Consider the following 21658-nt stretch of genomic DNA (forward strand, 5'->3'; position numbering starts at 1 on the left):
AAGGCGGCCGTTCCCTTATTCCTGCAATAAGGCTTCCAGCTCGGTAAGGATCAGCGTTGCTAACCCTTTCACGGTCTGGTTCTGGTAAAACAGATCAACGCGAATATCGATTTCAAATAGGCCGGAAACGGTAGACACGACCTGTACTGCCAGCAGCGAGTTACCGCCCAGTTCAGTAAAGCTGTCGTTAACGCCGATCCCCGAGATCCCCAGAATCGACTGCCAGACTTTGACGATCTCCTTCTCGATGTCATTTTCTGGCGCGACATAATCCACAGAGAGGGCCGGTCGGGCATATCCTTCCGTTGCTTCGCTATTCTGCAAAATGAATTCAGGCGTTTCCTGTTCAGGAATCGACTCATAAATGAGCTGTTCCAGATCGCTGGTGACGACGACTAACTGTTCAAATTCCAGATGCGCGAGCTGGCGTTTTATTGCATCCAGCCCTTCTGGCAACAGAATGTCTTTATCTGCCAGATTCACTTTTACTGCTGCTGTGGCTGCTGTGGCTGCCGTTGAGGCGTTTTCTGACGTCGCGAGCTGATTGCCCATCGTCATCTTCATCAGCGTGTAATTTTCCAGAACCAGCAGCGGAATGCCCTCTGGTGACAGGAACGTGATATCCATGACGATGGCGTTATCCTGCGGCTGATAGGCCTGCTTGAGCCTGGCGTGGGCGTAGCACTCTTTCCCCAGTGGCGATAAGAAGGTCATCTTGCCATAGCTGATAGGCAGGAAATTCTCCTGTGTAATCAATGATAGGCAGGAGATGGCCGTAGCATCAATCACTGCGGGGTGGTACGGGTAGCGGGTAAGATCGTGCGTATACTCGCTTCCCAGCACTTTGTGGATCAGCCATTCGTTATGGCCCTGAACAATCTCGCGGTGGTTGTTCCAGCGCTGGCTAAACGACAGGAAATTCTCGCCCGTGTTGGCATTACCCAGCTCGGTGATAAACGGCGCGTAGGGAACCTGCGTGGTGCAGCGCTGTTTGATGGCGTCAATCGATTGTGGCGTGAGGTCTGCCGTTGGAGCGCCGTGGCCTATGCTTCCGAACGCGTGTTCTTGCCATGCCAGCTCAAGCACGCCCCGCGTCTTGAGGCTGAATTTATAGCCTTTCCCCTCTGGCGTGATGAATAGCCTCATCTGACGCGGCCAGGCATCGGTATAGATCACCGGCTTGGTCAGCATCAGGTTCTTGACCTGAAGGCTTTCCTGAGACTTAAAGCCTGTCATGAACTCATGCAGCAGCGATAAGATTGTCGCCCCCACCAGTGAAGGTTGTTTCGCAAGGCGGTGCTCATCGATAACCCAGTCCTGCGTGGTGAGATTGACCTGATAGCTTTCCTGCGTGCCTTCACGTTCCAGGTGCGTCAGCAGGTCGCCTTTAGTTTCCTCAACGGCAGCCAGCTTGCTGTTTTTCTTCTCCTGCAGCTGTTTGCCCCAACGGACGGCCATTCCCACATCGCCCCATTTTCCCCAGTTCAGCGAGACGGTGCGCCCACGGCGATGCTGGTTGCGATAATGCGCAAAGGCATCCATAAACGCGTTACCCGAGCAGTAATCGATGCGGGCTTCGTCACCGACGATGGAGGTAATAGAAGAGAATAAAATAAAAAAATCAGGCTGTTTGTCCTGCAGCAGCTCATCCAGAATGAGCGATCCTGCCACTTTGGGATCGAGCACGTTGGCGCAATCGGCGTCATTCTTCAGCGCAATGATACCGCCGCCAGCCACGCCTGCCGTATGGAACACGCCATCGACCTGCGGGAACGCGGATAACATCTCGCGCATACCGTGATAGTCATTCACGTCGACCTGCGCCAGATGTATCGTGTTGCCGCGAGCTTCCAGACGTAAAACGCTCGCCAGTTTTTCACTGATAGGATCGTCAACCGGATGCTGTTGGATCCAGGCTTGCCACTCTTCACGCGGTGGTAACGCCGTACGGTAAGTCAGGATGATCGCCGCATTACTGTTTTCAGACAGGTGGTTGGCGAGCAGTATCCCCAATCCACCCAGGCCGCCGGTGATGAGGTAGACGCCGTCGTCTTTCAATTCCGCAGGTAAACCGAGGGTGTCCTGCTTCAGATGCACGGCCTGATAACTTTCTTCCCAGCGCTGGTTTCCGCGGTAAGCCACCAGATTGCCGTGTGTGGCGATATGGCTTTCTGCAATCAGACTGTGGGCAAACTCATCAAGCTGTTCGGCGTTTTGTTTAAGATCGATATCCACCAGGTGGCACTGCACTTCAGGATACTCGTGATAGAACACGCGCGACGGCCCGACCAGTAACGCATTCTCCGGTGAAGCGATGCGCTCACCCATCACGCTGAATGTGTTGCTGGTGGCGAAGGTCACATGCAGATCGTCCAGCAAATTCTCGTTCACCAGCGCCTGCTGGAGATAGAGAGCAGGGTAGAACGTGTTCAGCGGTGAAGAGAGATAGGTGTGCTCAAGCGGCTGGACCTGTTCCGCCACCGTCAGGTTCCATAAATACAGGATGCGTGATGGACGTAACCCTTGTTCTGTCAGGCTTTTCAGCAGCCGGACATAGTCGGCGCGTGAGGATACATTGAGGGTGTATTGGCCTTCGGAAAGCGCTTCCTGATACTGCGTTCCCGGGCTGACGAAAAAGACCTTATGCCCGTCCTTTTCCAGCAGTTGCTTCGCACGTTCGGCGATCCCCTGCGTATCCGTCAGGAGCAGCCAGCAGGTGTTCTCGGCTTCAACGCGTTTGCCCGCCATGTATTTCGCCGGAATGGTTTTCTTCCAGGTCGGCATATAGAACCAATCACCGATATCCGCCTGTTTCCGCTTTTTAGCCTTAACGGATTGCTCACTCTGCATGTCATGACTGGCTGACGACAGGGCTGGCAGGGCGAAGCGTTTACGCTCGAAAGGGTAGCCCGGCAGCGGGATGCGGCGACGGTGCTGTTCTGGATGATGCTGATGCCAGGGAACGTTTACGCCGCTTGCCCAAAGCGCACCGAGCGTCGACAGGAGGTGTTCGCCGGATAAGGCTACGTCTTTCGCCGTTGGCAGGGAGGCATAAATCAATGCGCCGTCTTCTGCGCTGAAATGCTGCTTGGCAGACGATTCCAGCGAGCGTCCCGGTCCGACTTCAAGGAACACGAAATCGTGATGCTCATCAGCCATCAGCGTTTTGAAGGCGTGAGAGAACAGCACCGGATTGCGTACGTGACGCACCCAGTAGTCGCTGTTCTTCGCCAGTTCTTCAGTCACCCATTCTCCGTTAACGGTAGACACAAATGGGATCTGCGGCGCGTGCAGCGTGATGCTATCAATGACCTTTTTGAAAGCGGGCAGCATGGGTTCCATCATGTGTGAGTGGAAAGCATGCGAGGTATCCAGATGTTTGCAGAAGATATTGCTGTCTTCCAACTGCTGTTGGAAACGTGCGACATCGTTTGAAGCACCGGCGATGACGCATAATCCAGGGTAGTTAACCGCCGCAATTTCCAGCTTGCTGCCGTGAAGTTTGGCCTTCAGGGTTTCTTCATCGAGCAGGACGGCAAGCATATCTCCCGCGGGTAATGCCTGTACCATCTTGCCCCGCATCGCGACGGCTTTCAGTGCATCTTCCAGTGAGAACACGCCGGACAGGCAGGCTGCTACGTATTCCCCCACGCTGTGACCGATCATGACATCAGGCTGAATGCCCCACGACATCCACAGTTTTGCCAGACTGTACTCCACCACGAACAGGGATGGCTGGGTAAACTGGGTTTCATTGATGCGGGACTCGGCGATATTATCGCCGTCCTGAAAGATAATCGACGTCAGATTGACGTCCAGAATCGGCTCCAGATAGTTACAGCATTGATCCAGGCTCGCGCGGAAAACATCGTAGGTGTCGTATAGCTCACGCGCCATATTAACGTACTGGTTGCCCTGTCCCGGGAACATAAACACGACGGATTTTTGGTTTTTTCCCTGCTGTGTCACCACCAGTGAAGGCTGATCCAGCTTGGCCAGCAGTGAATCGCGATCCTTCCCGATAATAGCCGTGCTGTGAGAGAATTTTTGTCTCCCAACCTGCAAGGTGTAGGCGATATCTGCCAGATTGGCATCGTCATGCGCACTGAGGTAATCGCGCAGACGGTGTTTCATGTCTTCCAGCGCCGTGCGGCTTTTCGCGGAGAAAGGCAAAACCAGCAGGCTGTTGTCATGGATATCGCCCGCTTTTAGCGGCGGTGCGGCTTCCAGAATGACGCAGGCATTGGTGCCGCCGACGCCAAAAGAGTTCACCAGCGCGCGATGCGGTGTTTCTGACGGTTCCAGTTCACTGAGTTCGGTGTTCATGATGAACGGGCTGGTTTCAAACTCAATGTTAGGGTTTGGCGATTCGAAATGGAGCGAGGCTGGCAGTTTTCCGGTTTCCAGCGCCAGTGACGCTTTGATGAGGCTGGCCATGCCTGACGCTGCGTCCGTATGGCCGATGTTGGTTTTCACCGATCCCAGACGGCAATATTGGGTTTTGTCCGTGTATTCCTGAAACGTCTGTGTGAGCGAGGTGAACTCGATGGGATCGCCCAGCGCCGTCGCGGTGCCGTGAGCTTCAACAAAGTTGATCGTGGCGGGATCGAGCTGCGCATTGGCGATCGCCTGTTTGGCAACGGCGATTTGCCCGTCGATGCTCGGCGCAGTAAAGCCAGCTTTCAGGTTACCGTCGTTATTCACTGCGCCGCCTTTCAGTACGGCATAAATATGGTCGCCGTCGCGTACGGCGTCATTCAGTCGTTTCAGTAATACGACGCCAGCACCGCGGCTGAACACCGTGCCGTTGGCTCGCGAGTCGAAAGCATAGCAGCGACCATCCGCGGATTCCATGCCGCCTTGCATGTAGGGGTAACCCCGGCGTTCTGGCGTGTCCACGGAAACGCCGCCCGCGACGATCAGATCGCTTTCCCCGTTCAGCAGGCTGTTCATACCCATCACGACGGCGACCATCGCGGTTGAACAGGCGGTCTGTACGTTAACGCTCGGCCCTTTTAGGTTGAGCTTGTAAGATACTCGGGTCGTTACGTAGTCTTTATCATTGTTGGTGACGACCGATGCACCGCTGGCGTACTTCTGCACTTCAGGATGGGCATTCACTTTACTCAAATGCCAGGCGGTTCCCGTTCCGCCGAATATGCCCACTTTTCCAGGGTAGGTGGCAGGGACGTAGCCGGCATCTTCAAACGCGTGCCAGCAGCATTCCAAAAAGACACGATGCTGTGGATCCATAATTTCGGCATCGCGGGGCGTAATATCGAAAAAATTAGCGTCAAAGTGCTGTGCGTTACCCAGAATCCCCCGGCGGCGAATATAGTTGGGTGAGGCGATCATCTCTTCTTCAATGCCTGACTCCCTCAGTTCTTCTTCACTGAATGTGCTGATCGTCTCCACGCCGTCCAACAGGTTTTGCCAAAATATTGCGGTATCTTCTGCACCGGGAAAGCGAGCCGACATTCCTACAATGGCAATATCCTTATCGCGGAACTGTTCTTGCTGTTTCATTTCATTACCTCACCGTGAATATATTCGCCTCCTTTTCACGGCGCAGGCCGCTAACCTTCTTTCTCTGAATACTATCCAGAGGAAGAAAGGTCGACGTCCTACGCCGTGAATATAGAAGGGACAGCTACATTAAAAGTTAATTACTTTTTGCTACCTGCGACGCCAGCAGTAACCCGGCTGATGAGGCTTTGCAGGTTAGAGGCCGACGGGTGTTGCAATGCTGCTTTGATTGAAACAGGAATGTCTGGAATAGACTTCGCACGCCAGTATTTCTTGGTGTTAGGAAGAATTTTCTGGCCAATCGCATAGTAGTGAGCGGGCTTGGATGAATTTTGGTGACTCAGAACAAATTTAATTGCCGAATCCACTTTTGCTTTGACTGCCGAGGCAGCGTTCAATTGAGTTGCAGACATGGTATTACCACCTATTATCAGTGAAATAAGGATGATGAAATGCATTACCCATTACAGGGCGGTTATTCCCCTGGAGGATAAATACGCTTTTGGGCGTAATTACTTCTTGCTGCTTGATTTCCCAGCGTGTATTTCGCTAATACGCTTGCTTAGCATCTGTACCGTTGGGTATTGGAATAAATCAACAATAGAGATAGGTGACTCCATTTTGTTTTTTATTTCGCGATAAACCTTGGACATCAGCAGGGAATTTCCGCCTGCATCAAAGAAGTTCTCTTGGATAGAGACTTTCGGATTGTTGAGTACGGTCCGCCAGATAGAAATAATATTTTTTTCTATCTCGGAAGGTAATATTGCTTTGTCGTTTGACATTTTTTCACCATTAGTTATTTACGCAGGAACACAGCTTGGATTTATCAATTTTTCCATTGGGGTGCGTTGGCATTTTTTCCAACGCAACGAAATGAGAGGGCACCATGAAAAAAGGCAGCGTCTTGGCAAGGTGCGCTTTTATCTCTTGAATATCGATGTGCTTTTGATGCCGTAATACATAAAAGGCTGAGAGCGATGGCGCTGCGTTTTCCGAGCGCTTTTCGAGAATAACGGCAGCATGGTTAATTTGCGGCAGCGCCTGTAGGTGCGTTTCTATTTCCGCCAGCTCAATACGGTGTCCGCGCAATTTAACCTGGCTGTCTATTCGGCCAATGAACTCCAGCACGCCATCGACGCGCTGCTTAACCCAGTCGCCGGTTTTATACATTTTCTGCCCGGTCTGATGGCTAAACGGGTCATCAACAAATCGCTCCTGCGTCAGTTTTTCTGCATGCAGATAGCCTTTTGCCAGAATATCCCCTGCCAGATAAAGTTCACCGCTTTCCCCCACATCGACAGGCTGTTGCGCCTCATCTAATACATAAGCGGCGGCATGGGGGATGGGTTTGCCAATCGGGGCAATTTTTTCTTCTGCTCCCGGCTGGCAGAGCCAATGACAGGCAAAGATTGTTGCCTCGGTCGGGCCGTAGAGATTGTGGATCTTTCCCGGATATTGCAGGGAAAGATCGTTGACCAGCGTTTGATCGAGCGCCTCGCCGCCAGAAAAGATATGGCATAGAGAGGTGCAGCGGGATAGCACTTCCGCATCCACAATGACGCGCAGTGCTGTCGGTACGAACTGTGCGACCGTGACCTGATGACGGTGCATAAATTCAGCCAGCAGCTGCGGATCGTACTTGGCATCCTCGGTAATGACCGCACAGCTTGCGCCAGCGATCAGCGGCCAGAAAATTTCCCACACTGAGACATCAAAGCTGAACGTGGACTGGTTAAGGACCACATCGTCGTGCTGTAGCACGAAGGCGCTTTGCATCCACGCCAGATAATTGACCACCGTCCTGTGACTGACCATGACGCCCTTTGGCGTTCCGGTGGAGCCGGAGGTGTACATCACATAACAAAGCTGTTCTTCACTGACTGAGGGAAGCGTGTGAGTAGCCTGAACGCTCAGATCGATCTGATTGATGTCAACGATCTCACGATGGCTCGGTGCCAGCGTAAGCGCGTGGGCATTGTCGGTAATAACCAGACGCGCATCGGCATGATTGACCATGTAATCCAGACGCTCGTGCGGATAGTAAGGATCAAGCGGTAAATAGCACGCACCGGTTTTCAATACGCCGAGCAGGCTGACGATCAGATTCGGGCTTTTATGCAAATAAATACCGACAACATCCTTCGGCTTTACGCCCCGCTGCAATAGATCGCTCGCCATGGCGTTTGCCTGCTGATCCAATTGCCGGTAGGTCAACGTTTCTGTATCGCTTCTCAGGGCGATGGCGTCCGGCGTCTGATGCCGCTGCTGTTCAAATAAGGTGTGGAGCACTCTTGCCGATGCCATGATCTGATCCTCTGGTGATGCCAGGGGTCACGCCGGGCATCCTTTTACGCGTTATGCAGGTACGGCACACATGCACTATGCCGCTGAATAATGTGCTTTGATTATGATGACGCTTCTTGTTGCTCCGCAGGTGCTGGTGGTGCGGCGTTTTCCGCTACCTGCGGTGCGCTTTTCTCTGCGGGAATACTGGGTCTGATTGCGGCATCGGTCAGAAAATCGATGACGCGCATGAGCGCTTCGGGCGTGGGTTGACGTTTTACCTGCGTGTGAATGCTGTACTTGGCGCGTGTGTCCGTCGCACGGGTCTGCGCTGACTTGTGTGATACCCGACCGGCCATTTTGACTTTGAATGGCCCCCATCCCAGTGACGCCGCCAGATTGCCGTCTTCTCCGGTATCATCGGATGAAGATTCACTCTGTGTGACTTCAAGTTCGAAATCGATCGTCCCTTCTTCAATAGAAATAATCGGATGGGTAATCGCGGCAATGAGCGGTATGTGCATCGTTTTTGTCACGGCACCTTTTGCGACTCCGCTTTCGTCAATAAGCGTTTCGTCGTAGTCGAATTGGATAGCGACAGCTTTATTATTCTGAATGCAGACGGATAATAGAAAATCCGTATAGGCTTTGCTGGCTTGAACCTGTGCGTTAATCATTGCCTGTAATGGCCCGCTAATCATATTTTCCAGCGGTAGCGCATTAATAACAGAACCGATAAATTGTGAATCCATCGGAGCCTCCAATTATCTGCGGATAGGGTGTGATGCACTGTCAATAAAAATAGCAAAGGGAAGGGAAAATAATACCCGTCAGGGTACGGGGAGACTTTCGCATTCTGGCGTAGTCCTTTTGGTATATAGGCAATAATGTCTTTTATTTGTTAAACCCATACTCAGGCATGCGCGTTATTTTATGTGTCTTTCCTGGTATTAGCATGACGAACCCATCATTACGTGTTTTCATTTTTATAGCATTAATTTTTCATCGCGTGAGATACCGGAAGTCGCGTTAGAACCATTCCCGAAAAAAGCATCCTTTTACAATATGGAAGGAAAATGATGAAGAATAGAAAAACGGTCTTTGAAATTATCTCTGAATGGTCACTGAAAAGTCCCGATAAGACGGCGGTGGAATTTAATGGCGACAGGTTGAATTATCAACAACTAGAGTCTCAGTCGCGCCGTTTGGCCGATTATTTATTATTACATTATCCAGATAATAAACGGGGAAGAATCGCCGTTTATCTGGAACCTGGTGTGATGATGCCTGTGGTCTTGCTGGCTATTTTAAAAGCAGGACATACCTATGTTCCGCTCTCGCATTTTCATCCGTCAGAAAGAATTATGCAGATCCTTGATGATTCTTCGACATTTTTATTTATTTCCACGCGAGCGATGTTAAATAAAACGGCCATCGATAAGGTTTTCCCCTCCACGATTGTATTAGAGGATATCCATTATTCTGCTGAGCCTGTGGCGACGCTTCCACCCGTTTGCGAAAACGATCTGGCTTATATTCTCTATACCTCCGGTTCTACAGGGAAACCAAAAGGGGTGGCCATTGAACACCGGAACCTGAGTTATTATCTGAACGGGTTTAATGAGGACGTGTGGCCAGAGACCCGTGCGACGCTTCCTCTGACATCGACACTCAGCTTTGCTGCTGCCGTGACACAGCTTTATGCGCCTTTATTGCGCGGCGACACGCTGTTTATTTTGCCTGCCGACAGCTTGAATGAGCCGGAGGTGTTATTACGCTGGCATCAACAGCATCCCGACGGTGCCATTTATTGCGTGCCGACCGTTTGGGATGAGCTGCTGCGCTATCAGGCATCCTCTTCTCACGCGTGGGCATTACCTAAAACGGTCTTTCTCTCCGGCGAGCCCGTCTCTTTTGATTTAAAAGAGCGTACGTTCCAACAGATTCCTGATGTCAGGCTCTTTAATCTGTATGGCCCGACGGAAACGACGGCCAACTGCTCATTTGCTGAATTAAAGCTGGGAAAAAGTGTGACGCTCGGTAAGGCACTGCGTGGCAGCGAAATTATGATCGTGGATGAGAACCTGTGTCCCGTGGCTGAAGGGCAAGAAGGGGAAATTTGCGCGTTCGGTGAAGGCGTCGCCCGTGGCTATATTAACCGCGACGAATTAACACAGCAGCGTTTCTTCACCCATGTTCGAGCCGATAAACGCTCTTGGGGGCACCGCACTGGCGATCTAGGGAAAATGACGCCAGAAGGGGAAATCCTGTATCTGGGACGTATCGATCGCCAGATTAAGATTAATGGCATTCGTATCGAGCCTGAAGAAGTCGAAATTGTGTTACGTCAGCATGGCGATATCGACAAGGCGCTGGTGCGGCCGATTCAGGAAAACGGGCGTCAGCGTCTGGTGGCCTATCTGGTGAGCCGTAACCCGTCGCTTGCCACGAACGATCTGCGCCGCTTCTTGCAGGATAAACTGCCGCGAGCGATGCATCCGTCTCACTTTATTATGCTGGAAACCCTGCCCAAATTGCCTAACGGGAAATTGGATGTGAGCCGGCTTCCAGAGCCTTGTCCGCAGCGCCCTGAGTTGGGATATCCTGTTAAAGCCGCAGGTAACGAGCTGGAACAGGAACTGATCGATATCTGGCAAGAGGTGCTTGGCTTTCGTGAACTCGGCGCCAACGATAACTTTTTCGATTTAGGGGGCGATTCGCTTCAGGCGATGAAAGCCCGGCTACTGATTAGAAAACGGCTGTTTAGTGACATTGATTACCCGTTATTTTTCAACAACGCGACGCCCCATCTGCTGGCTTTCATCGTCCCTTACTATGTGAACGATGACGAGCCTACGTCTGACGAGAACAACGCGGATATCGAGGCACTCGCACCTTCATCGCAGCAGCGTTATTTTCTGACGCTGGACCAGCTCAGCTCGGAGCCGTCGGCCTATCAATTGGCTTTCCGTTTGACGATAAAGGGCCCACTGGATGAGTCTGCTGTGGAGTGGAGCATTCGGCGTATTCTGGAAGGTAATCCGGTGTTACGAACCCGCTTCGATCTGGATCGTTTACAGTGCCTTGAGGGTGATTATCCGATCGAGGCGATCCCGATTGAACGCCTGACGGCGTTCTCTCCTGATGGGGGAAAGAATACGCTGAGCGACCGACGGCTGCTGGAGCTGATCAGCACATCGGAAATGGATGTAGAACACTCGCCGCTCATCTGTTTTCATCTGATTTCGCTGACAACACAACGGCATATTCTGCTGGGACGTGTACACCATACGGTATTCGACCATGACGCGATTGGTTTGTTCTTCCATCAGTTTGTTGATTACGTCCGTGCGTATAGCGCTGGCGATCGCAGCTATCGAATAGGCAGTGAAGAGCGCTATTTGCGCTATCGGCAGCAGCAACGGCGCACCAAAGATCAATGCCATCCGAGAGAGCGTCAGTTCTGGCTGGATAAGATGGAGGATTACCTGGCTGCAGGAGCCGATGCGACGGCATTCCCGCTCAGTGACAGCCAGGACGGAGAAAATTATTGGTGCATGTTGTCAGATACGCTGACGCAGGCGATAAAGCACTATGCCCAACAGCATCGCACGACGCCGTTTGTTTGCATGCTGACCGCTTTTACCCAACTGCTCAAAACGACAAACTATCGTCATGTTCCCATCGGTATTCCGGTGTCGAACCGTATGTTGACTGAAAACGCCACCACAATAGGCTGTTTCGTTAATATGGTGGCTTACTACGATGATTCGCCGGCTCAGGAATCTTTTAGCACGCTTTTGGCACGTAGCCAGAATAAGATCCATGCGATTTTGGACAATCAGACGTTGCCCTATGATGTGTTAATGGCCGATGTCCGAGCTAAAGGATGGTCTGATAAGCTGCGTTTTCCTGTGAGTTTTAACTATCTGACGGCCATGCCGCCAGCCGTACAGATCAATGAAACTGCCTATCAGATTACGGATATTGCTAATCATCAGGCTCGGCTGGATTTAACGCTCTCTGTTTATGACGATGAGGCTCTGGCGCTGTGTTTTAATTATCAGCAAGCGGCTTTTAAAGCGGGCGAGATTGCCACACTGTCCCATCAGTACCATCAAATTCTGCTGGATATCGTACAGCCAAATACGACTCTCTTGTGCAGTAACCTGTAGATAATGCTAACGAAGGTGTCCCGAATTGAGACACCTTCGTTGAGGAGACCCACATTGAGGCGTTGGTTTTATTGGCAATGTATTGTCTGGGTGGCTGAACACGTCAGGAAGAGGAAAGCAGTAGCAGTAAGGCAACGAGGTGCCTTACTGCCATATGGGCGACGTGCGATTGATTAAGAACGCTAGCCTTCAAGAACGCTTGCTCTAAAGAACGTTCTATCTTATAAAATTAACCTTTAAGAACAATCTCTTAATGGTCTGATGGGGTTTTGTCATTGGGTGTTTTTTTCTGGGCCTCATTAATCAAATGAACGCCTTTTCTGGCCTGTTTTATTTCCGATGCGACATCCAGAATATCGTTATTTTCTCGATAGCTGAAAAAATTTGCCAGCAGCGTAACCAGACCTACGCTAATCGCACCAACCAGATAGCCTAATCCTATTGCATTCTCCATTTTACTAATATTAACGTGCAGCAATTCGGCGATAATCCCTACCAGTGAGAAGGCAGCTGAAATGCTGATGATGATAATGATTAATGCGGCAATGAGTTTGTCGTAATTATTCAGTTTCTGCGGTCGCCAAAAAAAGGAAATACTGAGGCCACCGAATAATCCTGCAATTGATGCAATAATATCACTGATCAGAATGTCATAAATAATAGGGAATTGTGATGTATCCATAATATATCCACGATAATTTTCTATGAAATAGCGTTTTTTACTTTTGTTGAATATTAATTTGATGTGACGGATTGTAGGAAAAGTGCTTTCTCTGCTTCTCTACGGCGAAGGAGTCCTGCCACGATTTGCTCACCATCTTTGTCCCAGCGTGGAAATTGATCGGCTGCGCCAGTATAGTCACCTTGGTTAAGCAGGCGTAATAATGTCGACGTCTTCAGGCTATTGACTCCGAGATTGTAGGTAAATGACGTTAATGCACCAAATTGATTGTCGTTGAGATCAACGTTCACATAATGCTGAACACCCGTTTCCGCCGTTTTTAAGTCCTGCTGTAACAGAGAATCCGCTTCCTGGAGGGTAATTCCGTTATCAAAGTTTTCATTCGGCAGTATTAAATGTCCATATCCAATCGTCCATTTACCCGCTGTGTCACGATACTTTGTTAATTTGAGACCTTCAAAACTCTTAATCAGAGAGAGACCAGCTTCATTGATCGTGCCTGGAATATTAGCCATTGTTTTTTTCCTCTTGCGTAATTTTTGGGATAACGAGATTGGTGTATTCATCAATTAACCGCATGATGCTTTCTGGAGGATCCAGCGCAGTGAATTGCATTTCTATATCGACGTGCTGACTATTTCTGCCTTTTTTTTTGCCTGAAGGCGACATGCTGACGTGAAAATTAGTGATGTTATGATCGTCTAAAGATGAGGTGATTTTGTCCTGGCTGACCGCATCGGCTCTCACCGTCATTCGCACTTTCATTTTTTCCAGCATCAATCCCCTTGGGGTAGAAAGCGCAACCAGTGGCAGTTCGACGTGGTGCTGGGGATCGAGTTGAATCGCAACCGTCTTTGGGGTTAACACGCCATCAGCGTCACGTTCAAAAAAAGGCTCGAGAGTCTGTTTATATTGATGAGCGATAAATTGATTGGCGGCGGTGGCAGCATGCTGCATACCGCGAGCAATATCTGCTAGCGTCATTGCCTTTGATGACGTGATGCTATCGTTCCGTGTGGAATGGGGGTTTTCTTTTTTGGTATTATTGTCATTTTCTGTTTTTTTATTTTTCCCCGTTATCCAGTTCTTTAATGACATACGCTCTCCTTATCTTATTTTTCAGACGACAAATATGAATTTCCTGGAGTGAAATAAATGATAATTTGAGAAAACGTTAACAGCTAATGAGGGAGGTGCGTATCAGCCATTATGTTATAGACATAATGTAATCTGGCATAGGCTATTCACTCCCGATCTATATTTTCCAGTTTTAAAATTCTGCGATAAATGTTTTGTGTGTTTATGAAATCATTACGCCACCAGATCTTATTTTAAGATAATATTTCATTGCTAATGAGTATTCCTTTTTGGGGCGGTTGTCTGGAATTATCATGTCAGTATGCACGAATAAATATAGCCTGGTCTATAAGGTAAACGGCATATGCCAAATGGCGTGAAATCATTCTTTCAAGATAGGCTAAAACTTCTTAGAGGTACTTTTAAGCATGGCATTTTAAAATAAAGGTAAATGGAGGTTGCATAGTGAATGTTGTTATTATTGATAAGTCCCCTGTGTTCATTCAGGGGTTATCTGTTGGGTTGAATGATTTTATGCGTGATGCCAATATTGTTGGTGTAAAGGAAATTGAAGATGTATGGCCTGTCCTTGAGGGAATGAACAATGCTTTTATTTTGCTAAATTGTAATAAAGAGAGTGGAGAGTACAGTTTTTTCCTTGAGTTACTGCATGAGAAATATATTAATGTCAGTGTTATTATTATGGTTGATACTATTGAAAGACATATTTTGAATAACTATCTGAAACACCATGTGATGGGCGTCATTCTTAAAACATCATCGGTTGATTCTATTGCTCAGGCATTAAAAACAGTGTCGATGGGTATGGTCTGTTTACCGGATGATGGGGTGATCTATGAGGGGTGGAGTATCGATAATAGTGTAAAAGGCAAACTCAGCGAAAGGCAGCATGAAGTTCTGCAACTCATTGCGTCAGGCGCTTCCAATAAACAAATCAGTCGGACATTAAACATCAGCGCAGGAACGGTGAAGTCACATTTGGAGTCGATTTTCAGGCGGCTTAATGTGCGTAACCGCACGCAGGCAGCGATCGTGCTATTAGAAGAAGAACGAAGATAAGTTTTATCTCATTATATTAGTCGTTATTGTTTGATTTAAGCATCAGGGAATTTCACACGTTATCTCTTTCAACTTTCTTGGCATCAGGGGCTTTGCTTCGACCTTCTACGATAGGTCTACTGTACGGCTTGCGTGATGGCATCACGCAAGGTCTGCTTACAAAAAAGTAGAATATCCATTTTTGCGATGACCACTTTCAGGCGAACGCTTATTCTTGACAAAGAAACCTACCTAGCGTATAAGAATTGCCTTCGAACCAATCCTATGGATGACTTGCATTTATGCAGTTGTCAGCGTAGTATTTGCCACGATTTCGGACGCGGGGTGGAGCAGCTTGGTAGCTCGTCGGGCTCATAACCCGAAGGTCGTCGGTTCAAATCCGGCCCCCGCAACCACTTAACTTCCAGTAAAGTGTTTTTTCAAATACGTTCTTCACTCAATTTTTCTCTCTTTTTGCAGTGATTTTTGAAAAAATCCTTCACCGAAGTTATGCCGCGCTGGTTAGCGGTATTAGGGTCCAGTTGCATAAAGCCCCGATTTTCGGGGTTTTTTGTTATTTGGCAACAAACAACTGGGCTATTAGGCCCTTTTTTTATGTCTTGGGGGTGGACTTGTCCACATTAGAGCAAAAATTAACAGAGATGATTTCAGCACCCGTTGCCGCATTAGGCTATGAATTGGTTGGGATTGAGTTCATCCGTAGTCGTCAATCTACGCTGCGTATCTATATTGATAGTGAAGATGGGATCACTGTTGATGATTGTGCTGATGTCAGCCACCAGGTCAGTGCGGTATTGGACGTAGAAGATCCAATTACTGTCGCCTATAACCTGGAAGTTTCGTCTCCAGGGCTTGAACGTCCCTTATTCACGGCGGCACATTATCTGCATTTCGTCGGTGAAGACGTCACAGTGGTGCTGCGTATGGCAGTCCAGAATCGCCGTAAATGGTTGGGTGTGATCAAAGCTGTTGACGGCGAAATGATCACCATAACAGTGGAAGGCAAAGATGAAGTATTCGCACTGAGCAACATTCAGAAAGCGAATCTTGTACCCCACTTTTAAAGTTTGGATGAGGCAACTAGGATGAACAAAGAGATTCTGGCTGTTGTTGAAGCAGTTTCCAATGAGAAAGCCCTTCCTCGCGAGAAGATTTTTGAAGCGCTGGAAACCGCACTGGCGACAGCGACCAAGAAAAAATATGAGCAGGAAATTGATGTTCGCGTCAGTATCGATCGCAAAACGGGCGATTTTGATACCTTCCGTCGTTGGTTAGTGGTGAATGAAGTCACTCAGCCAACTCGTGAAATTACGCTTGAAGCGGCGCAGTTTGACGATCCTGCTCTTGATGTTGGTGGTTACGTTGAAGATCAAATCGAATCCGTAACGTTTGATCGCATCACGACGCAAACGGCAAAACAAGTTATCGTGCAGAAAGTTCGTGAAGCAGAACGTGCGATGGTTGTTGATCAGTTCCGTGAGCAAGAAGGCGAGATTATCACCGGTGTCGTGAAGAAGGTGAATCGTGATAATATTTCGCTTGAAGTCAGACCAATCGATGGCTCTAACACCAGTGCAGAAGCGGTAATTGGCCGCGAAGATATGCTGCCTCGTGAGAATTTCCGCCCTGGCGACCGTATTCGTGGTGTGCTGTACTCTGTTCGCCCTGAAGCTCGCGGTGCTCAACTGTTCGTCAGCCGTTCCCGTCCGGAAATGCTGGTTGAACTCTTCCGCATTGAAGTGCCAGAAATCGGTGAAGAAGTTATCGAGATCAAGGCCGCAGCCCGCGATCCGGGTTCACGTGCGAAAATTGCAGTGAAGACGAATGACAAGCGTATCGATCCCGTCGGTGCTTGTGTGGGGATGCGCGGTGCACGTGTTCAGGCTGTTTCCAGTGAACTGGGCGGCGAGCGTATTGATATCATTCTGTGGGATGATAACCCTGCACAGTTTGTGATCAATGCTATGGCACCTGCCGATGTGGTATCGATCGTGGTTGATGAAGATACCTGCACGATGGATATCGCTGTTGAGTCGAGCAATCTGGCTCAGGCGATTGGTCGAAACGGGCAGAACGTACGTTTGGCTTCCCAACTGTTGAAACAGCATCGTTCAGACGATCGTTGGGAACTGAACGTGATGACAGTGGAAGATCTTCAAGCCAAGCATCAGGCTGAAGCACATGCTGCAATCGACGTCTTTACCAAGCACCTTGATATTGATGAAGAGTTTGCCACCGTGCTGGTTGAAGAAGGTTTCTCCTCACTTGAAGAACTGGCTTACGTGCCAATCAAGGAACTGTTGGCTATCGAAGGCTTTGATGAAGAAACCGTTGAAGCATTGCGTGAGCGTGCGAAAGCCGCATTAACAACGCTGGCACTGGCGCATGAAGAGAGCCTTGGTGACGGTCAACCTGCGGAAGACTTGCTTGGCTTGCCTGGGCTGTCGCGTGAGTTGGCGTTCAAGCTTGCTGCGATCGGTGTTTGTACGCTGGAAGATCTTGCTGAACAGGGCGTTGACGACCTGACAGATATTGAAGAGCTCAATGATGAGCAAGCGGGCGAATTGATTATGGCCGCACGTAATATCTGTTGGTTTGGCGACGACAACGAATAACGAACTGTAGCAGGAAAGGAACAGCATGACAGATGTAACCGTAAAATCGCTGGCCGCAGAGATTCAAACGCCGGTTGACCGCCTGATACAGCAGTTTGCTGATGCGGGAATGACCAAGTCTGCATCGGACTCTGTGACCCAGCATGAAAAAGAAACGTTATTGGCGCATCTGAACCGCGATCGCGGTAATGCGCCAAGTAAATTGACGTTGCAACGCAAAACGCGCAGCACGTTAAATGTCCCTAGCACCGGCGGAAAAAGTAAGTCGGTGCAGATCGAAGTCCGCAAGACACGCACTTATGTAAAACGCGATCCGATTGATGCCAAACAGGCAGAAGAGGAAGAGCAGGCACGGCGTGAAGCGGAAGAACAGGCACAACGTGTCGCTGAAGAGCAGGCTAAACGCGAGGCCGATCTGCGCGAAGCTGCTGAGAAAGCGAAGCGTGCTGCCGACGAGCAAGCCAAACGTGAAGCCGCTGAAAAAGCTAAGCGTGATGTAGCGGAAAAAGAAAAAGTGACGAACCAACAAAACGAAAATATGACCAAGCCGGCTCAGTCTGAGAAAGCGAAACGCGAAGCGGAAGCTGCCGAACTTAAGCGCAAAGCGGAAGAAACTGCACGTCTTAAAGTTGAAGAAGAAGCTCGCCGTATTGCTGAAGAAGCTCGCCGTATGGCTGAAGAAAATGCAGGGCGCTGGGAAGCGGAAAGCGCGACTAAACCTGAAGAATCTGCTGATTATCATGTGACGACGTCTCATCATGCCCGCGAAGCGGAAGATGAAAACGACCGTCAGGTTGAAGGTGAGCGCCGTACCCGTACCCGCGCGGCCAAAGTCACCAAGCAGAAGAAAGGTAATCGCCAGTCTGAGTCTAAGGCAGACCGTGAAGAAGCGCGTGCTGTTACCCGTGGTGGTAAAGGTAAACGTAAACCAAGTACACTGCAGCAGAGCTTCAATAAGCCTGCTCAGGCAGTTAACCGTGATGTGGTAATCGGTGAAACGGTTACCGTTGCTGAACTGGCTAACAAAATGGCCGTTAAAGGCTCTCAGGTCATCAAAACGATGATGAAACTGGGCGCAATGGCAACCATCAACCAGGTTATCGACCAGGAAACCGCGCAACTCGTGGCGGAAGAAATGGGCCATAAAGTCATCTTGCGTCGTGAGAACGAGCTGGAAGAAGCGGTAATGAGCGACCGTGATATGGGTGTTGCGGCAGAATCGCGCGCGCCAGTCGTGACCATTATGGGTCACGTTGACCACGGTAAAACCTCTCTGCTCGACTATATCCGTTCAACCAAGGTTGCAGCAGGTGAAGCGGGTGGTATTACTCAGCACATCGGTGCTTACCACGTTGAAACTGACAACGGTATGATTACGTTCCTGGATACACCGGGACACGCCGCGTTTACCGCAATGCGTGCTCGTGGTGCTCAGGCTACGGATATCGTGGTACTGGTCGTGGCGGCGGATGATGGCGTAATGCCTCAGACCATCGAAGCGATCCAGCACGCGAAAGCAGCTCAGGTTCCGGTTGTTGTCGCAGTAAACAAAATCGATAAGCCTGATGCCGACCCCGATCGTGTGAAAACCGAACTGTCTCAGTACGGTATCATGCCGGAAGAGTGGGGCGGTGAATCTCAGTTTGTTCACGTATCGGCTAAAGCGGGTACGGGGATCGACGAACTGCTGGATGCGATTCTGTTGCAGGCCGAAGTTCTGGAACTGAAAGCGGTCCGTAGCGGCATGGCGAACGGTGTCGTGATCGAATCCTTCCTGGATAAAGGTCGTGGCCCGGTTGCAACCGTACTGGTACGTGAAGGTACGCTGAATAAAGGTGATATCGTTCTGTGCGGCTTTGAATATGGCCGTGTCCGTGCGATGCGTGATGAGTTAGGTCGTGAAATCACGTCCGCGGGGCCTTCTATTCCGGTAGAAATTCTCGGTCTGTCCGGTGTACCTGCCGCAGGTGACGAAGCGACGGTGGTTCGTGACGAGAAGAAAGCGCGTGAAGTGGCCTTGTATCGTCAGGGTAAATTCCGTGAAGTTAAACTGGCTCGTCAGCAGAAATCTAAACTGGAAAACATGTTTGCCAACATGACGGAAGGTGAAGTTTCTGAACTGAATATCGTTCTCAAATCTGACGTTCAGGGTTCTTGCGAAGCGATTTCCGATTCACTGCAGAAACTGTCTACTGATGAAGTGAAAGTGAAGATCGTCGGCTCCGGTGTGGGCGGTATCACAGAAACGGACGCTACGCTGGCAGCAGCATCGAATGCGATTATCCTTGGCTTTAACGTTCGTGCTGATGCATCAGCACGCCGCGTCGTTGAAGCGGAAAGCTTGGATCTGCGTTATTACTCCGTCATCTATGATCTGATCGACGAAGTGAAACAGGCGATGAGCGGTATGCTGGCGCCGGAATATAAGCAAGAGATCATCGGTCTGGCTGAAGTACGTGACGTCTTTAAATCACCGAAATTTGGTGCTGTTGCGGGTTGTATGGTGACCGAAGGTATCGTTAAGCGTCATAACAAGATCCGTGTACTGCGTGACAACGTAGTGATCTATGAAGGCGAGCTGGAATCTCTGCGCCGCTTCAAAGATGACGTTGGCGAAGTCCGTAACGGCATGGAATGTGGTATCGCTGTTAAGAACTACAACGACGTTCGTCCTGGCGATATGATTGAAGTCTTTGAAACGATTGAGATCAAACGTACGATCGCATAATCGGTTTTCAGCGACGATGTAAGTTATTAGTAAGGGGGGGCCTAGTGCCCCCCGATTTTTACTTGAGGATTTATCATGGCAAAAGAATTCAGCCGCACCCAGCGCGTCGCGCAGGAAATGCAAAAAGAAATCGCCATTATTATTCAGCGTGAAGTCAAAGATCCGCGCATCGGCATGGCGACTGTCTCCGGTGTGGAAGTGTCTCGCGATCTGGCGTACGCCAAGGTTTTTGTTACCTTCCTGAATGATAACGAACCAGAGCAAATTCAAAAGGCAGTAAAAGCACTGCAAGATGCATCTGGCTTTATCCGTAAGCTGATTGGTAAGGCAATGCGCCTGCGTGTTGTTCCAGAATTAACCTTCTCCTACGACAACTCATTGGTTGAAGGGATGAGAATGTCCAATCTGGTGACGAATGTGGTCAGAAACGATACGGAACGTCGTCCTGTGACGGGCGAAGACCTGGAGGATTAATGAGTCGTCCTCGCCGCCGTGGCCGTGATGTACACGGCGTATTGTTATTAGATAAGCCGCAGGGCGTGTCGTCTAATGATGTTTTGCAGAAGGTAAAACGGATTTTTAACGCGAACAGAGCGGGCCATACGGGGGCGTTGGATCCATTAGCCACCGGTATGTTGCCGATTTGTCTTGGGGAAGCGACGAAGTTTTCCCAGTATTTGCTGGATTCTGATAAACGCTACCGTGTCATTGCTCGACTTGGGCAACGGACTGACACCTCTGATGCCGATGGCAACGTGATTGAAGAGCGTGCGATTGGTTTTTCTGCTACCGATCTGGAGCAGGCGCTGGAAGGCTTTCGTGGTACCACGCAGCAAGTGCCATCCATGTACTCAGCGCTGAAATACCAAGGGCGCAAGCTGTATGAGTATGCGCGTCAGGGGCTGACGGTTCCACGTGAAGCACGTGAAATCACCGTTTACGAACTGCAGTTTATTCGCTGGGAAGGTGATGAACTGGAGCTAGAGATTCACTGCTCTAAAGGGACGTACATCCGTACCATCATTGACGATCTGGGCGAAAAGCTTTGCTGTGGCGCGCATGTGATTTACCTGCGTCGTTTGCAGGTTGCTACGTATCCTACCGAAAGAATGGTGACGCTGGAGCAGCTAGCGGCTTTGGCTGAGCAGGCTCAAACACAAGAACACCCACTTTCGCTGAGTCTCGATCCGCTTCTCATGCCGATGGAAAGCCCAGTTATTGATTTTCCTGAGGTAAATTTGACGCCAGTTGTCGCGGGTTATTTGAAGCTGGGGCAAGCGGTTCAGGCAGCGAATGCGCCCTCGAACGGTATGGTGAGAATCACCGAAGGTGACGAACACAAATTTATCGGAATGGGCGAAATCGACAGTGATGGCCGCGTTGCGCCGCGTCGTTTGGTTGTTGAGTTTCCAGTGTAAACCCGCCCGTTGCTGCCTTGCTATCGCAGAACGCTGAGGGTAGAATAGCGCGGCTTGACTATTGGGTGGCT

The 21658-nt window shown here is 49.8% G+C and carries 15 protein-coding genes and 1 tRNA gene; 8 read left to right on the forward strand and 8 right to left on the reverse strand.

The features are described 5' to 3' along the window. Nucleotides 1–15: 15 nt before the first annotated feature. The 5 genes from DMB82_RS03525 to DMB82_RS03545 form a co-directional block, all read right to left on the reverse strand. Complete coding sequence (locus DMB82_RS03525; RefSeq protein ID WP_116164195.1) at nt 16–5526, reverse strand: type I polyketide synthase; 5511 nt, start codon at nt 5524–5526, stop codon at nt 16–18. 140 nt (nt 5527–5666) lie between these two features. Next, nucleotides 5667–5939, reverse strand: a complete 273-nt coding sequence (locus DMB82_RS03530) for a hypothetical protein (protein ID WP_228400044.1) — start codon at nt 5937–5939, stop codon at nt 5667–5669. Between the two features lie 99 nt (nt 5940–6038). Then, entirely contained in the window at nt 6039–6311 is a 273-nt protein-coding gene (locus tag DMB82_RS03535) for a phosphopantetheine-binding protein (RefSeq protein WP_039470710.1), read from the reverse strand. A gap of 10 nt (nt 6312–6321) precedes the next feature. After that, entirely contained in the window at nt 6322–7833 is a 1512-nt protein-coding gene (locus DMB82_RS03540) for an amino acid adenylation domain-containing protein (RefSeq protein WP_116164199.1), read from the reverse strand. 101 nt (nt 7834–7934) lie between these two features. After that, nucleotides 7935–8564 carry a DUF2589 domain-containing protein gene (locus DMB82_RS03545; protein ID WP_116164201.1) on the reverse strand — a complete coding sequence of 210 codons (630 nt, stop codon included), beginning with the start codon at nt 8562–8564 and terminating at the stop codon, nt 7935–7937. 324 nt (nt 8565–8888) lie between these two features. Between DMB82_RS03545 and DMB82_RS03550 the strand changes: the two genes are divergently transcribed. Further along, nucleotides 8889–11987: a non-ribosomal peptide synthetase gene (locus tag DMB82_RS03550; protein WP_226887590.1), complete on the forward strand. Its 3099-nt coding sequence runs from the start codon at nt 8889–8891 to the stop codon at nt 11985–11987. Nucleotides 11988–12237: 250 nt separating this feature from the next. Here the strand turns inward: DMB82_RS03550 and DMB82_RS03555 are convergent, their stop codons facing one another. Genes DMB82_RS03555 through DMB82_RS03565 form a run of 3 tightly spaced genes read right to left on the reverse strand, consistent with a single transcriptional unit; the run spans nt 12238 to nt 13767 of the window. Next, nucleotides 12238–12669 carry a hypothetical protein gene (locus DMB82_RS03555; RefSeq protein WP_102118074.1) on the reverse strand — a complete coding sequence of 144 codons (432 nt, stop codon included), beginning with the start codon at nt 12667–12669 and terminating at the stop codon, nt 12238–12240. A gap of 53 nt (nt 12670–12722) precedes the next feature. Then, nucleotides 12723–13184: a lysozyme gene (locus tag DMB82_RS03560; protein WP_116164203.1), complete on the reverse strand. Its 462-nt coding sequence runs from the start codon at nt 13182–13184 to the stop codon at nt 12723–12725. Beyond that, nucleotides 13177–13767: a DUF2589 domain-containing protein gene (locus DMB82_RS03565; RefSeq protein ID WP_102118072.1), complete on the reverse strand. Its 591-nt coding sequence runs from the start codon at nt 13765–13767 to the stop codon at nt 13177–13179. The genes DMB82_RS03560 and DMB82_RS03565 overlap by 8 nt, the downstream gene beginning before the upstream one ends. Before the next feature lie 444 nt (nt 13768–14211). Here DMB82_RS03565 and DMB82_RS03570 point away from each other — a divergent pair, with 444 nt between their 5' ends. From DMB82_RS03570 to truB, 7 genes are all read left to right on the forward strand, one after another. Next, nucleotides 14212–14826 carry a response regulator transcription factor gene (locus DMB82_RS03570; protein WP_102118071.1) on the forward strand — a complete coding sequence of 205 codons (615 nt, stop codon included), beginning with the start codon at nt 14212–14214 and terminating at the stop codon, nt 14824–14826. Nucleotides 14827–15144: 318 nt separating this feature from the next. Continuing rightward, nucleotides 15145–15221 (forward strand) — tRNA-Met (locus tag DMB82_RS03575). A 216-nt stretch (nt 15222–15437) separates the two neighbouring features. Then, nucleotides 15438–15890 carry a ribosome maturation factor RimP gene (gene rimP / locus DMB82_RS03580; protein ID WP_102118070.1) on the forward strand — a complete coding sequence of 151 codons (453 nt, stop codon included), beginning with the start codon at nt 15438–15440 and terminating at the stop codon, nt 15888–15890. 21 nt (nt 15891–15911) lie between these two features. Further along, nucleotides 15912–17441, forward strand: coding sequence for a transcription termination factor NusA (gene nusA / locus DMB82_RS03585; RefSeq protein WP_102118069.1), 1530 nt, complete (start codon nt 15912–15914; stop codon nt 17439–17441). A 25-nt stretch (nt 17442–17466) separates the two neighbouring features. Then, nucleotides 17467–20169, forward strand: a complete 2703-nt coding sequence (gene infB / locus DMB82_RS03590) for a translation initiation factor IF-2 (protein WP_102118068.1) — start codon at nt 17467–17469, stop codon at nt 20167–20169. A 75-nt stretch (nt 20170–20244) separates the two neighbouring features. Further along, the gene (gene rbfA / locus DMB82_RS03595) at nt 20245–20643 is read left to right on the forward strand and encodes a 30S ribosome-binding factor RbfA (protein ID WP_102118067.1); all 399 of its coding nucleotides are present in this window, start codon (nt 20245–20247) and stop codon (nt 20641–20643) included. Continuing rightward, the gene (gene truB, locus DMB82_RS03600; RefSeq protein WP_116155149.1) at nt 20643–21587 is read left to right on the forward strand and encodes a tRNA pseudouridine(55) synthase TruB; all 945 of its coding nucleotides are present in this window, start codon (nt 20643–20645) and stop codon (nt 21585–21587) included. The genes rbfA and truB overlap by 1 nt, the downstream gene beginning before the upstream one ends. Nucleotides 21588–21658: the final 71 nt, after the last annotated feature.

Source organism: Pectobacterium aquaticum (assembly GCF_003382565.3).
GTDB classification, from domain to species: Bacteria; Pseudomonadota; Gammaproteobacteria; order Enterobacterales; family Enterobacteriaceae; genus Pectobacterium; species Pectobacterium aquaticum.

What these genes read in the sequence shown, in the direction of transcription:
- DMB82_RS03565 (WP_102118072.1), bottom strand. Translation starts at nt 13,767, where the DNA reads ATGTCATTAAAGAACTGGATAACGGGGAAAAATAAAAAAACAGAAAAT.
- DMB82_RS03540 (WP_116164199.1), bottom strand. Translation starts at nt 7,833, where the DNA reads ATGGCATCGGCAAGAGTGCTCCACACCTTATTTGAACAGCAGCGGCAT.
- truB (WP_116155149.1), top strand. Translation starts at nt 20,643, where the DNA reads ATGAGTCGTCCTCGCCGCCGTGGCCGTGATGTACACGGCGTATTGTTA.
- DMB82_RS03555 (WP_102118074.1), bottom strand. Translation starts at nt 12,669, where the DNA reads ATGGATACATCACAATTCCCTATTATTTATGACATTCTGATCAGTGAT.
- DMB82_RS03525 (WP_116164195.1), bottom strand. Translation starts at nt 5,526, where the DNA reads ATGAAACAGCAAGAACAGTTCCGCGATAAGGATATTGCCATTGTAGGA.
- DMB82_RS03560 (WP_116164203.1), bottom strand. Translation starts at nt 13,184, where the DNA reads ATGGCTAATATTCCAGGCACGATCAATGAAGCTGGTCTCTCTCTGATT.
- DMB82_RS03535 (WP_039470710.1), bottom strand. Translation starts at nt 6,311, where the DNA reads ATGTCAAACGACAAAGCAATATTACCTTCCGAGATAGAAAAAAATATT.
- rbfA (WP_102118067.1), top strand. Translation starts at nt 20,245, where the DNA reads ATGGCAAAAGAATTCAGCCGCACCCAGCGCGTCGCGCAGGAAATGCAA.
- DMB82_RS03545 (WP_116164201.1), bottom strand. Translation starts at nt 8,564, where the DNA reads ATGGATTCACAATTTATCGGTTCTGTTATTAATGCGCTACCGCTGGAA.
- nusA (WP_102118069.1), top strand. Translation starts at nt 15,912, where the DNA reads ATGAACAAAGAGATTCTGGCTGTTGTTGAAGCAGTTTCCAATGAGAAA.
- DMB82_RS03530 (WP_228400044.1), bottom strand. Translation starts at nt 5,939, where the DNA reads ATGTCTGCAACTCAATTGAACGCTGCCTCGGCAGTCAAAGCAAAAGTG.
- DMB82_RS03550 (WP_226887590.1), top strand. Translation starts at nt 8,889, where the DNA reads ATGATGAAGAATAGAAAAACGGTCTTTGAAATTATCTCTGAATGGTCA.
- infB (WP_102118068.1), top strand. Translation starts at nt 17,467, where the DNA reads ATGACAGATGTAACCGTAAAATCGCTGGCCGCAGAGATTCAAACGCCG.